Consider the following 14,096-nt stretch of genomic DNA (forward strand, 5'->3'; position numbering starts at 1 on the left):
ATCGACCCCCATGCCGATCAGGCACTGGTTCCAGTCGTCGTGTGCCCTGACCATCTCGGGATGGCTTGGCACGTCCCATATTGTGATTTGGACAACCTTGTCGAGCATGTCGGCATACTGGTTGAGGAAGTCCTGATTTGGCAGGCCGCTCGTGGACGGTTGGGCGGCCTCGCCCTCGGCCAGACAGCCCCCCAAGTCCGCAAGCTTCGCTTCGTCGTCACCAAGGTGACCCAACAACGCCATGTCGTATTCGGCTTGACCGTGCGCGCTAAGCGACCTGCGGTAATCGTCATTTTGCTTGGTCACGACGTAGAACATAGGATCAAAATCAAGTCTCTCGTGCTCCTCCTCGGTTGGGTCTTCCGGCAAACGGTCCGAGAGGCCATAACCCCAGTTGGCCACAACTGCGCGGTCGTCATCCAACCACGAGATAGGCGTACGCGAAGGCGAAAACCACGAACTGCCCAATAGGCCGCCGTCTCCGGTTAGGTCTCTGCCATTTCGGGAGCCGCCAAAAGGTATGGGGTGGTACTCAAAGCCGGCTCTCTTCATGCATTCCGCGACGACTGCTTCTCTTTTGTCGTTGTCGTCAATTTGCTTCTGGACGAACTCTTTCACGTCTACAGCAGGTCCGTTCAGATACGGCCGGTAGGGGTCCAGTGGCATCGGTACACCAAGATCGGTCACTCCACTGGCCCTAGGCGCCCCTTCCGGCCATGGTTCGGAGGAGCTGTTCCCGGAATCGCTGGGGGGCGGTTTCCTGTCCGAGGCGCCGTCCCTTCCGGTACCTGTGCAACCCGCCAACACCAGGCAGGCAATGGCGCCAGCCAGCCAACAGGTGGCAGGCCGGCGCGACGTCGTCACAACATTCTCCACTTGCGATGGGACTGGGCTAATTTGCCGCGTGATCGGGGTCGCAGTAGTGGCTGGTGCTGATTTCGTACGCGATGAACATTCGATCATTGGTGACTCCAGATTGATGCTAATAGCCATTCCGCGTTGCAGCCGACTCAAGCTCATCCAAACGCACTTTGTTTGAGTCGACAAACGCCTGCTCCACGTCAATTTGGATTGCCATGATCCGGTTCATGTAATCCAGTTCCTCCCGGCAGTCGAAATCGGCCAGAGCAATCTCGACCTGGGCCGGATAGGCATGTTGGGCAGGCGTTTGGCCGTCAGCCCAGTCGACGATCTCGCGGCCGTCCTGGTCCAACCCTGCCCCGTAGAAATACACTGTGGCCGGCGAAAACCGGTTTAGCAGAGACGCATCAGAGAGCCGTCTAGGGTCTCGATCAAACCTTTCAGATGGCAAGTTGGTGCCCCCGGCCGCCATGCAGGTAGCCCATTCCTTGTCCAGGGCCACAGCCCGCGGATCTACGCCCATGTCCCAAATGGTGACCTGGACCACTGATCGCCTCAAGTCTTCAAAAGCCTCCATGAATTGGGTATATGCCCTTGTGCTGGGCGCATCCCCCGGAACAGCCGAATGGGCTTGTCCAAAACAGCCGGCGCCGTCCGGAAGCATCGCACCCTCTTGTATCTCCTCTGCACCGACAAGTGCAAGGTTGTATTGCTTTCTGGCTGTGGCCGACAGTGAATCCTGATACTCCTGGTTCTTTAGTGTGGCCTCGACGAACTTGGGGTCGGTGTCCCCCAGGATGTCGTCCATGCCTGTGGCTTCCGCGCTGGTCCCGTATCCCCACTTCTCGACTGTGTCCCGGTCGTCAGCCAGGACAGGGACAAACAACATCCACCCTCGAACCAGCCAACCGTCTTCCTGCTCGGTCATCGAACCGCCGAACGGAACTGGGAAATAGTCAAACCCAGCCTGTTTCATGCAGCCGCTGACGATGCTCTCACGAGCGTCCTGAACTGCGGAGAGCTCTGCTCTCATCTTTTCCGCGTCGGCCTGTGGTCCCTCCAGATACTTGCGATACGGCGCCAAAGGCGTGTCGTCCGGTAGCCGCTGCCAGTCTCGAGCAACAGGCGCGCCACCAGTTGTCGCCTCGGTATCTTGAGACGGGCCAGAACTGCTAGGGATTGGTGCGGCCGGCCGTGGGGTCTGACCGTGGGCGCACCCCGAGAGAATGAGCGTTCCGATCAGACCAACCACGGCAGACCGCAAAACATGCTGGCGCATGTCTAGTTCGCTACACGGCCCAGACTCGGTCATAATCACAGGCACCGCCACCAACCCTAATATGCTTGATCGCGTCATGTGTTCCAGGGCCATAGATACCGTCCTGGATTGTGGACGAGACCTTTTGGGCATAAACCACCGCAGCCTTAGTGTTAGCACCAAAAATGCCATCATAGGTGAGGGGCTTCCCATAGCAAACGGCCAGCGTCTGTTGGAGAACCTTCACACCCATGCCCTGGTTTCCCAGGCCCAAGATGCACCGGCGGGCTGCGACACTGTTGGCCGTGGATAGAGTTGGTACGTAGACATTGAATTGCTTGTAGAAGCCGATTGCCGAGATGTAGGTGGAGCAAGGGGTTTTTAGAACTGCAGCTTGCGCTTCGTTTTTGGCCGCCGGGCCGGCCGCGACTAACATAGCAGCGAGAAAAGCGGCCGCAATCAGCGACGCGCCGACTCGCCTAATAGGTAGAGAGAGAGTTTATTCGACATTTTCGTTATTCCTTGTCTGTCGTAAGGTAATTGGGCTGATTCAATTGGAATAGGAAGTGTCTTTTCAACTATGGCAAGCGTAGGCAAAATGCGAGCCCAGGAACAGTAGCGAACCGGTTGTAATACTGCCGCCCCAGTCCTTGGCTCCAAGCTAGCACGCAGCCACCGATCGAGCGGAATGGGTTGGGTAACAATTCGGTCACGGGTTTTCGTATTTGGTAGAGGATCTTGGAGAATCCGCAGGTGGTGGGCTTGGAGGCGCCGGGAGCCAGCTTCGGGTCCGAAACATGGGACCTTTGGGACTGGTGCAGCCACCTGGCCGGGCCACGTCTTCGCGAGACCCGGTGGATCTGTCGGGTCGTCGCCAACCCTATCGCTGTCACCTGGGGTTTCGCTCCGAGCACTTCCTGTGCTCCGGCAGATCGAGCAGGTCTCGCGGGGCTGGGTCAGGGCGTTGGTGACACACTAGCACCTAGGTGGTACACTTGGCCTATGCCAACGGCCCTACCCAGGTATCAGGTCACTGAAACCCCACCGGTTCGACGCGCCATTGACCTTGCGGCCCAGCGCTGGCCGGACAAACCCAGGTCAAAGCTGCTGCTGGACGTAATTGGTGCTGGCGCTCGCAGCCTCGAGCTTGAACTAGACCAGGCCCAACTTGAACATGCCCATCGGGTCGAGGCCGCCGCGGGCTGCCTGACCGGTGCGTTTGGCCCAGGTTATCTCCAGAACTTGCGCCAAGACTGGCCCGAATGATCACGCTTGACGCCAGTTGCCTAATCGCGCTGTTAGATGGCCAGGACCGGCATCACAAACGGGCCACAGCCATTGTGGCGGCCGGGCGGCCCGGCGAGATGCAGATCCACAGCATCAACTTGGCAGAGGTTCTAGTGGGAGCGGTCCGGGTGGGCGAAACGGCCAGGACCCTGTCCAGCATCGAGGCGATGGGTATCACGGCTTACGCCACGGCGGATCAAGAGCCCCTTCGCCTGGCCGAAGTCCGCCACCAAACCGGCCTAAAGCTGCCAGACTGCTGTGCGCTGGTCGCGGCGCTGGCCAAGGGCCTAACCCTCGCCACCTTCGACCAGGACCTAGCCAAGGCCGCCCGGCAGCTGGGTATCACGGTGGTCGACTAGTTCGGCGCCACCACGCACAGGACTTGGCCGGCGGCGACCCTCGCGCCTGGCTGGGCGCTAAGCGATTGGACCACGCCGGCGGTGGGGGCGGCCAGTGGCTGTTCCATTTTCATGGCCTCGAGCACAATCAGCACGTCACCCTCGGCCACCGCCTGGCCTTCGGTCACCGCTACCCGGATGACCGTGCCTTGCATTGGCGCGGTCACCTGGCCGTCGCTGCCCCGGCCCAGTTTGGTGCCGGCTGTCTTGCGGGCGGAGCGACGCGGAGCGGCCGCCCCGCCCGCCAAGCCAACACCGGCGGCGGTCAGGGCTGCCGGCAGGATCACTTCGAGGCGTTTGCCGTCGACTTGGACCACCATCCGGGCGGTCGGTTCAGGCGAGGGCAGGCCGGATTCGTTGACGGTGGCTGGTGCTAGTTCGGCCAGGGTCAAAGCAAACTCAGATTCGAGCCAGCCGGTGTGGATCGAGAAGTCATCGGCGAAATCGGCCGTCTCGACCACTGCCCGGTGGAAGTTGCGAACTGTGGCGACGCCATCGGCCTTGAACTCACGCAAAGCCCGGCGCGAACGCTCCAAGGCCTGTTGACGCGAGGCGCCAGAGACTATCACCTTGCCAATCAGCGAGTCATACGATCCGGTCAAGGCGTCGCCGATCTCATAGCCAAAGTCGCAGCGCACGCCCGGGCCGCCGGGCAGGCGCAAATCGGTCAGCGTGCCAGGGACCGGCAAAAAGCCATTGGCCGGGTCCTCACCATTGATCCTGAACTCAATGGCGTGGCCCGTCACTGGAACTGATTCGTAGCCCAGAGCCTCGCCAGCCGCCAAGCGGAATTGTTCACGCACCAGGTCAACTCCAGTGACCGCTTCAGTCACCGGGTGTTCGACCTGCAAGCGCGGGTTGACCTCCATGAAGAAAACCGAACCGTCGGAATCCAGCAGGAACTCACAGGTGGCAGCGCCCTTGTAGCCAACGGCCTGCAGGATGGCGCGCGAGGCCCCGGTCACCTGTTCGAGCTGGCACGGGCTGAGCCCAGGGGCCGGCGCCTCCTCAATCAGCTTTTGGTGCCGGCGCTGGACAGTGCAGTCCCGGGTCGAAACCACTGCCACGGTGCCACCGGCATCGGCCAGGCATTGTGTTTCGATGTGGCGCGGCCGGGTGACGTACTGTTCAACAAAAACCTCGCCGTTGTCGAAAGCCAGTTTGGCTTCGCGCTTGGCTGCGGCCAGGGCCTCGTCAACACCGTCGAGCGAGTCGATGACTCGCATGCCGCGCCCGCCGCCGCCGTGCGAAGCCTTGATCAGCAGTGGAAGTCCGTGCTGGCGGGCGAAGTCAGTGACGTCACTGGCCGCGGCCACCGGCGGGCTGGCCGCCACCAATGGTGCTCCGACTGAGGCCGCCACCGCCCGGGCCGCCACCTTATTACCCAGGGTCTCAAGTGCCTTGGCCGTTGGCCCCACCCAAGTCAGCCCGGCCGCCACCACCGCCCGGGCGAAGGCCGGAGATTCGGCCAAAAAGCCGTAGCCGGGATGGACCGTGTCCGCACCAGACTTGGTGGCCGCCGCCAAAACCGCCTCGATTGAGAGGTATGTTTCAGCCACCGATTCGCCGTCCAAGGCAAAGGCTTGATCTGCCATCCGCACATGCAACGCATCGCGGTCCTCAGGTGAGTAGACCGCGACTGAGGTCAGGCCGGCATCGGCGCAGGCCCGAGCGATCCGCACGGCAATCTCGCCCCGGTTGGCGATCAGCACCTTGGTCACTTTTGGCACTCAGCCACGCTAACGCGAACCCGGCCCAGGCGGCCCTGCCGCTAGCAACCAGGGCGCGGCGGGGCGGTTTGTGGCATCCCTACAACAGACCCGGTCGCCAAAGCTGAAGAATTGACAACCCCAGGCCATCCAGAAGTGTGCGCAGCAGCGGCAGCGACAGTCCCACCACGGCGTGCGGGTCGCCGTCCACGCCGTCGATGAACGGCCCGCCTAAGGCGTCAATGGTGAAGGCGCCGGCCACATTGAGTGGCTCGCCGGTGGCGACATAGGCTTTGATCTCCTGGTCAGTCATTTGGCCAAATCGCACAATGGCCGATGCCGTCCCACCGGTTTGCCTGGCCTCGGGGCCTCGGGCGTCAATTAGGTGGTGTCCGGTGTGTAAGGTGGCTGCCCGCCCGGCCTGTTGGCGGATCCGGCGGCAGGCATCTTCCGGGCCAGTGGGTTTGCCCAGTACTTCGCCGTCGAGTTCCAGCATTGAGTCGCAGCCCAACACCAGGGCCGGGCCGCAGTGGCGGGCGACGTCTTCAGCTTTGGCCCGAGCCAGCAGTTCGACCTGCTGTTTGGGGTCCAGGTTGGGCTGGCCGGCTTGGGCCTGTGTCAGCAGCTCGTCTTCGTTGATTGACGAGACCATCACCGAGGGCTCAATCCCGGCCGCCTTGAGAGTAGCCAGCCGGGCCGGCGAGGCCGAGGCCAGCACCAGCCGCACCGGGGCCGGCGCCTCAGGCATTAGGCCAGGCATCGGTCGCTTTGCCGCTCAGGTGCCGAAGGGGGCTACGGCGAGGACCTTGACGGCAACTTCTTTGCCGGTTGGGGTGGTGTAGCTGCGCTCTTCGCCTGGTTTGGCCCCCAGGATGGCCTTGCCCAGCGGGCTGGCCTCCGAATAGACATCAACGTCCAAATCGGCCGCCGCCTCGCGCGAGCCGAGCAGGAACTTCATTTCGTTGCCGGCCACGTTGGCGGTGACCACAGTGCCGGAGGCCACCACCGAAGCGTCGACCGGCGCTTCACCGACCTGGGCGGTTTTGAGCAGAGCCTTGAGCTGGGCGATCCGGCCGGCTAGCTTGGCCTGTTCCTCGCGGGCGGCGTGGTAGCCACCGTTTTCCTTCAGGTCGCCTTCGGCTCTGGCGGCCTCGATCCGGCTGACTATCTTGGCCATGGCCTCGCCTTGGAGGTGGGCCAACTCCTCTTGCAGGCGGTCGAAAGCCTGTTTGGTTAGCCAGGTGGTCATCGCTGTTACTCCGGGTTGTCTAATCGGGTACTGATCCAAGTCAGCGCCAGGCCCGGCCCCAATGGCGGGTACGGCGCGAAACGTCAATGGTAGAACAACTATGACCTGATTGCCGGTATTTCTGCTCCTGTTATTGGCCTTTCCCCGCGCGAGCCGTGGTGGATCCATAAGGAAGCCAAGCGAGTCGTGGTGGATCTACTAGCCTTCCTCGGATCTGTTGTTGTGACCAGGAAGTTTGCACTGGTGCCGGCTGGGCCTTGATAGATCGAACACGTCTGGGGGGCGGTTGTGGTAGATCAAGCACGTCTCGCGGGCCGCGCATCCCGGTTGCCAACCCATGGCCAACCCGCCAGCTCCCCGTGCCAGCCGGCGGGCCGGCATCGGGCAACAGCCGCAACCAGTCGGCCAGCCGGTTGCGGCTACCAAGCCCGAGCCTCTACAACCGGTGGCGGCGCCTAACCATCACCATGATTAGCCCCACGGCCACCAGCATCACAGCCAAGATGGCCGTCGCGGAGGCCGTTTCGGTGCCTGTAAATGACAAGCTTGAATGCGACTTGACTGGGTTGCCTGGCACAGTTGGTGCGCTGATTGTCAGCACGATACTCTCGCTGGTGCCATCGCTGAAGACAGCCTGGTAGACGTGAGTCCCGGCAGAAAGGGTCTTCAAATATGCCTCATTAAAGGTAATGACGGTGCTGCCCTGGGTCACGGCGTAATGCTTGGGATCGACTTCCACCCCGGCCTTGACCAGGCGAACAAACTTGCCGTGATCCGCGTCAACCCGAGCCTTGGCGCCCCCACTGCCCGGCCAGGTGCCGAAGTGCTCCAGCACCCGGTAGGTGACTGGTGGCGGGCCAACGCCGCCGGTTTGGCCGGTGATGGTGATGGTGACGTCTTGGTAGGTGCCCGAACCATCAAGAGCAGCCGCCCGGATGGTCACCGTGCCATTGGCAATGGCGGTGACTAAACCTCCCACATCAACGCTGGCGAAGGCCGCGCCGGAGATCAAGGTCCACGAAACCGCCTTGTTGGTGGCATCAGCCGGGGCGACGTTAGCCGCAAGTTGCAGCGTGCCGCCGTCGACGGAAATTGCCGTGCCACCGGTGATGGCGATGCCCGTCACCGGTACTGTCCCAGGCGTCGCCGGCTTGTAGGTGGCCGTCGCCGCGGCGTCGTTGGCCGGCATGGTGAACGTGGTGGTGGAGCTGGTGGCAAGGGCGAAGGTCCCGCCGCCAACACCGGTCCACCGGTCAAAGACCATGCCTGCCGCCGGCGCGTTAGCCGTGATCGCCACCGGCGTGCCAGCAGCGTAACTACCAGAACCGGTACCGGAGTTCACCGTCAGCTGGTAGGTGGTGATTCGGCCGGTGACGGTGATGGTGGTGTCTTGGTAGATAGCCGAACCATCAAGCGCGGTCGCCCTGATGGTCACCGTGCCGTTGGCAATGGCGGTGACCAAACCTGCCGCATCAACGCTGGCGAATCCCGCACCGGAAACCACGGTCCACGACACGGCCTGGTTGGTGGCGTCTGCCGGGGTGACGTTGGCCGTCAACTGCAGGGTGCCGCCGTTGATGGAAATTGCCGCGCCACCGGTGATCGAAATGCCAGTTACCGGCACTGGTACCACTGGTGCTGCCTTGTAGGTGGCCGTCACCGTGGCGTTGTTGCCCGGCATGGTGAAGCTGGTGGTGGCGTTGTTGGCGTTGGCGAAGGTCCCGCCGTTGCCACCAGTCCAGGTGTCGAAGACCATGTCTGCAGGTGGCGCATTGGCCGTGATTACTACCGGCGTGCCAGCGGCGTAGTCGCCCGAACCGGTGCCGGAGTTGACCGTCAACTGGAAGTTGGCGGTTTGGCCGGTGATGGTGATGGTGTGGTCTTGGTAGGTAGCCGAACCATCAAGCGCGGTCGCCCTGACCGTTACCGTGCCATCAGCCAAGGCCGTCACAAGGCCCCCAGCATCAACGCTGGCGAACGCCCCGCCGGAAACAATGGTCCACTCCACCGCCTTGTCAGTGGCATCTGCCGGGGTGATGTCAACAAAGAGGACTAGCGTGCCCCCCAATGTGGTAATGGTTGTGCCGCCGCCAATCGAAATACCCGTCACCGGAACTGTCCCCGGCGTTGCCGGTTTGTAGGTGGCTGTAACCGTGGCGTCGTTGGCCGGCATGGTGAAGCTGGTGGTGGCGCTGTTGGCGTTGGCCATGGCCCCACCGTTGCCGCCGGTCCATGCGTCAAAGACCAAACCCGATGCTGGCGCATCAGCTGTGATCACCACCGGCGTTCCGGCGGCGTAGGAGCCGGAACCGGTACCGGAGTTCACCGTCAGCACGTAGGTGGCGGTTTGGCCGGTGACGGTGATGGTGGTGTCTTGGTAGACAGCCGAACCATCCATCGCGGTCACCCGAACCGTGACCGTGCCGTCAGCTAGGGCGGTTACCAGGCCCCCAGCATCAACGCTGGCGGCGGCCGCGCCGGAGACCACGGTCCACGACACCGACTTGTTGGTGGCATTGGCCGGTGTCACATCCGCCGTTAGTTGCAGGGTGCCATCCTTGGCCGTGATAGCCGTGCCACCGCTAACTGTGATGCCTGTGACCAGTACTATCGCAGGCATTGTCGGTTTGTAGGTGGCTGTGACCGTGGCGTTGTTGGCCGGCATGGTGAAGGTGGTGGTGGCGTTGTTGGCGTTGTCGAAGACACCGCCGTTGCCACCGGTCCAAGTGTCGAAGATCATGCCCAGCGGCGGCGCATTGGCAGTAATCGCGACTGGCGTGCCAGAGGCGAAGCTGCCCGCGCCAATACCGGAGCTGACCGTCAACTGGTAGGTGGTGGTTTGGCCGGTAATGGTGATGTCCGTGGTCCCGAACACACCTGAACCGTCGTTGGCGGTTGCCCTGACCGTCACAGTGCCATCAGCCAAGGCTGTTACCAAGCCCCCGGCATCGACGCTGGCGGCGGCCGCGCCGGCATCGATGCTCCAGGTCACGGACTTGTCTGTGGCGCCTGCCGGGGTGACGTTGGCCGTTAGCTGCAAAGTGCCGTCCTTGGCCGTGATAGCCGTTCCACCGGTAATCGAAATGGCTGTCACCAGCACTGGCGCCGGCGTGTCCGGCTTGTAGGTGGCTGTGACCGTGGCGTTGTTGGCCGGCATGGTGAAGGTGGTGGTGGCGTTGTTGGCGTTGGTGAAGGTCCCGCCATTGCCCCCAGTCCAGGTGTCAAAGACCATGCCCGATGCCGGCGCATCAGCCGTGATTTCGACTGGCGTACCAGCGGCGTAGGCGCCGGAACCGGTGCCGGAGTTCACCGTCAGCTGGTAGTTGGCGGTTTGGCCGGTGATGGTGATGACAAGCGTGCCTTCAGTGTTAGAACCGTCGTTGGCCGTGGCTCTCACCGTAACCGTGCCGTCACTGACCGCGGTCAACAAGCCGCTGGCGCTGATGGAGGCGCTGCCCGTGCCGCTAGTCACAGACCACGTGACTGCGTTGTTGGTTGCGTCTGCTGGCAGCACTGTGGCCGACATTTGCAGTGTGCCGCCACTAGCGGTTATGGCAGTTGCGCCGCCCGCGCCCGTCACGGTGATCGATGAGACGGGTACCACCGGAACGTCGCTGTGGGCAAAGGCCGCCGTCATGGAGATGACACCGTTCGCCGCGGCATCGCCCGCCGCAATGGCGTAGCTAGACGTGCCGCTCCCGGGGACGCTCACCTGTCCGGGTAGGGTCGCTGTCCCGGAATAGGTCAGCGTGTTGCTCGCCGAGCCCGCGTTGGCCAGCGTGTAGGCCAACTGGATCGTGTCACCCAACTTGCCGTAGGGCGCAGCGATCGAGACGGCGTCTGTGCCCGTGGCGCCCGATGCCGTCACTTCGACCTTGTAGACCGTCTGGCTGGCCGTCAACTCACCGGCAGTACCGGCTTTAGTGGCCGTGCAGGTGATCGCCTTGCCCAACTCGCTGGCCGCCGGCGTGTAAGTGCTGCCGCTAGCCGTGCCGTTCAGGGTGGTGCCCTGCCCCGCCACCGACCAGGCGTAGGAATAGGTGCCGCTGCCACCGGTGACCGAAGCGGTCAATTGACCGGTCGCGGCGGCAACCGCCAGATTCAGCGTGCCATCAATGGTCAGGGTCTTTTGCAGCACCAGATCCAAGCCATCGACATGATCGGCAACGTCAAAGGCTGCGATGGTGCCGGGTTGGTATCCAGCCATGGTCACCGCAATGGTGTAACCCGTCCCGAGCGGCACGTTGTCAATGAAATACCGCCCATCGGTGTTGGCCGTCACGGGCGATCCGATGCTGGCGCCGCTGGAGTCCTTGAGCTGCAAGGTGGCCTCCAGGCCTCCAGGCGCGTCACTTCCGGTAATAGTGCCGCTATTGGAGTAGAGCGCGTCCTCGAACACGGCTGTGAACGTCACGTCGTTGTTGGGCATCAAGAAGTAGGTGCTTTGGCTCCGCACATTCGCAATGAACTCTTCCGCCACGTCCTCAGTAGTCCATTCGACAAAACGCTGGCCCGCTGGGGCTGTCCCGGCATCGATGGTGACTGCTTCACCGGCAATGTAGCTACCTGAACCGCTGGCGCCAGTCCCGGCACTGGTGACGGTCACCAGACGGGTGGCCGCCCCGGCATCTGCTGCCACCGTCACATTGACCATGGCCGTCAGGGCCACGTCCAGTGGGTTGGTCACACCGTCCGGCAGGGTGACATGTCCATAAACGTCGAAGTTCTGCTCAAACAACATATTCGAGTCATACGGACTGTAACTCACATTCCAGGTCACGTTGGCTGGCACATCTCCGTCATCAGTCACCATGATCACGGTGTCCGGCAGCCCCAGAGCAGCCGCGAAGGCTGCGGTGCCGTTGGGCAGGCCGACGATGGCGGAGGGCTGGGTAATGCTGAGCAGTCGGTTGGCCGTGGTGGTGCCTGACGCCTCGACCGTCACGCTGATGCTGGTCGATTTGTACGGCGTTGGGGGCACGACATCCATCCCGGCGTCTTGAAGGTCTCCAAGCGCTACCTGGCCACTAACTGTGAAGGTCTGCTGGCTGACCAAGGCAGGGCCATAGGTGCTCGAAGACACGTCCCAAGTCACCGGAACAAGCACATTGCCGTCGTCCGTGATGGCCGTTACCTGGTCAGGCAAACCCAAAGCCCCTGCGGTCTTGGCGGTGCCATTGGGGACGCCTGTGATTGGATCCAGGAACTCAAAACCAAGAAACCTTCTTAGCTTTGCGAACGACTTTGATGCGCTGTCGCTGCCGTTGTACAAATCGTTACCCCGATAGGTCGCGGTAACGGTGTAGTCACCCACAACTGGAAGACGCACTTCGGCTAAGGCTATGCCAAGTGCATTGACTCTGCCGTTGGCGTGGGCAGTGGTGCCTGTTGTGGTGTGAGTCACACTGAATTGAACATCACCCGTCGGGGTTGGCCCGGCCCCAGTGACCCGGGCCCGCAGCTCCGCAAATCCCATGGGATCTACATTGGGGGTGCCGTCAATCTCTGTGGCGGAACTCATCTTGCTGAATGTCACAGTGGCTGGATCGGACACTATGGTCCAGGTGTTGAGACCCTGCGTGTAGTCCACTACCAGTCGGTAGACGCCCTCGAAGCTTGACGAGGGTGAGTTGAACGTCAGTGAGAAATTGGTGCCACTTCGACTTGGGCCAAAGCCTGTCCCGCTGACTGGTGTCCAGCTATTGCCCGTAGCAGATTTCTTCTGCCATTCGTAGCTGTCAACCTCAAAGCCCGCCGCGTTCAGCGTGGCTGTAAGTTGGCTGGTCGTACCCAGTTCAATATCAGATGGTGGCGGGTCAAAATAGACCGACGCCCCGGCGGGCGTAGTCCATGCGTCGATCCAAGCGCTGTAGGTACTGGTGGAAGAAGAGTCACTGGCTCGGGTCGCATTTATGACGTACCGGTATTGAGTTTGTGGGTTGAGCCCGCTTTGTGTGATTGTATAAATACCCTGTGATGCGTCGTAGTCAATAGGATTAACAACACTATTGACTGGAGTAGGGCTGACGCTGCTAGTGGTCACGCGGTACACGTTGTAAATAGCGTTGCCAGTTAGAGTGTCTTCCGGACTTGGTTCCCAGTACAACGTCACGGTATCCTCCGTGGTACCCAAGACACCATAATCGCCCGGCAATCCAGCCGGGCTCCTGACGTTAGACACGGCATAAGTAACAACTGGGAAGTCCTGTAACCCTTGGTACTGGTATTCCATTAGTCGCCAATTGAAACCGTACTTATCCCCGTTGGTCGTGGCTGGAAGCGGTCCGCGGACGCTGCCCTCATAGGTCACACCTGAGGTGTCAATCGTGGCTTCACCTCTTTCGTCATCGTAACCAAGGGTGACACCTATCATCAACTTAACATCGACGAAATTGCCCTTGACTTCAACGCCGCCGCCGGCCTTTAGGCCCACCTGGTTGACACTGACGGTACCCTCTGACGATTCCTGGCTCATTGAAATGGTGTCGCGTATTCCGGAAGCACCCGGGGCATAGTTGTTGGCCGCCGCCGAGGTCAGCGCATTGCGGTAGCCGGCTGCGCTGGCCGGATAGCTGCCCGGCACGCCCAATGTGTGCTTGAAGACGTCCCCAGCAATATTCGGGAGGAGTTCGGGGTAGCTGGCTCGAACCTTGGTGTATTCATCCAGAGGCAAGACAGAATAACAGGGGTCATAGGGCACCACCACCAAGACCTCGCTTTCCTCATAGACAATCTGGTTGCCCTGGAGCTTGGGAGAATAGAGCTTATAGAGATACATATCCTGTGGCACCGCGTAGATTACCACCGAATCCTGCCCGCCGTCGGTGTAAAAGCCCTTCTCAAACTCGATCATTGACCTTTGTTCGCTTTCCCAGGTCCAGCCGTGGTTGTAGCTAGCCTCAACCTCTATGGCGGCTTTGACGCTCTCCCCGAACATGCCTGCCCCGGTACCCAACTCAAAGGCCACGTAACCTCCCAAATTGAAGGTCTGGGACTTGCTGTTTGAGCCACCTTGCCCCTTGGCGGTGGCGTACTCCGTGTAACCACCGGTATGGTTGTCATCCACAGCCCCCAGGTCGCCAAAGAAAGGCGGCGAGGCCAAAGCCGCCACCACAATGGGGTCGGAGTACATCAGTTGGTGGTCGTCGTAGACCATGATGGCCGAGTCGGTATCCACGTCCGGCAACGCAAAGAAGTTTGCCCGGTTAGCATGGAATGACTGCCTCCAGTCAGGGGCCTTTTGGTTAGCGTAGAGGACCCTGGCGATATTGGTACCGTCAGAGGCGTGGGTCTCAACATTCACATCCATATAGCCTAACGAGTTGTATGTGTTG

General features: G+C 61.5%; 9 protein-coding genes. 2 read left to right on the top strand and 7 right to left on the bottom strand.

What is annotated here, in order from left to right:
• From FWD29_08495 to FWD29_08505, 3 genes are all read right to left on the bottom strand, one after another.
• Positions 1-687, bottom strand: a 687-nt coding sequence (locus tag FWD29_08495) for a hypothetical protein (GenBank protein ID MCL2803968.1), incomplete at its 3' end; no start/stop codon positions are given.
• A 295-nt stretch (positions 688-982) separates the two neighbouring features.
• Positions 983-1,894, bottom strand: coding sequence for a hypothetical protein (locus FWD29_08500; GenBank protein MCL2803969.1), 912 nt, complete (start codon positions 1,892-1,894; stop codon positions 983-985).
• A gap of 256 nt (positions 1,895-2,150) precedes the next feature.
• Positions 2,151-2,555, bottom strand: a complete 405-nt coding sequence (locus FWD29_08505) for a peptidoglycan-binding protein (GenBank protein ID MCL2803970.1) — start codon at positions 2,553-2,555, stop codon at positions 2,151-2,153.
• Between the two features lie 566 nt (positions 2,556-3,121).
• Here FWD29_08505 and FWD29_08510 point away from each other — a divergent pair.
• Positions 3,122-3,385, top strand: coding sequence for a hypothetical protein (locus FWD29_08510; protein MCL2803971.1), 264 nt, complete (start codon positions 3,122-3,124; stop codon positions 3,383-3,385).
• Positions 3,382-3,765 carry a type II toxin-antitoxin system VapC family toxin gene (locus FWD29_08515; protein ID MCL2803972.1) on the top strand — a complete coding sequence of 128 codons (384 nt, stop codon included), beginning with the start codon at positions 3,382-3,384 and terminating at the stop codon, positions 3,763-3,765. Before FWD29_08510 ends, FWD29_08515 begins: the two co-directional genes overlap by 4 nt.
• Here the strand turns inward: FWD29_08515 and FWD29_08520 are convergent.
• From FWD29_08520 to FWD29_08535, 4 genes are all read right to left on the bottom strand, one after another.
• Positions 3,762-5,534 carry a biotin/lipoyl-binding protein gene (locus tag FWD29_08520; protein MCL2803973.1) on the bottom strand — a complete coding sequence of 591 codons (1,773 nt, stop codon included), beginning with the start codon at positions 5,532-5,534 and terminating at the stop codon, positions 3,762-3,764. The genes FWD29_08515 and FWD29_08520 overlap by 4 nt on opposite strands.
• 79 nt (positions 5,535-5,613) lie before the next feature.
• The gene (locus tag FWD29_08525; protein MCL2803974.1) at positions 5,614-6,261 is read right to left on the bottom strand and encodes a Maf family nucleotide pyrophosphatase; all 648 of its coding nucleotides are present in this window, start codon (positions 6,259-6,261) and stop codon (positions 5,614-5,616) included.
• Positions 6,262-6,288: 27 nt separating this feature from the next.
• Positions 6,289-6,762: a transcription elongation factor GreA gene (greA, locus tag FWD29_08530; protein ID MCL2803975.1), complete on the bottom strand. Its 474-nt coding sequence runs from the start codon at positions 6,760-6,762 to the stop codon at positions 6,289-6,291.
• 436 nt (positions 6,763-7,198) lie between these two features.
• Complete coding sequence (locus FWD29_08535; protein ID MCL2803976.1) at positions 7,199-14,065, bottom strand: Ig-like domain-containing protein; 6,867 nt, start codon at positions 14,063-14,065, stop codon at positions 7,199-7,201.
• Positions 14,066-14,096: the final 31 nt, after the last annotated feature.

It is taken from the genome of Micrococcales bacterium (genome assembly GCA_009784895.1).
In the GTDB taxonomy this organism is placed as follows: Bacteria; Actinomycetota; Actinomycetes; order Actinomycetales; family WQXJ01; genus WQXJ01.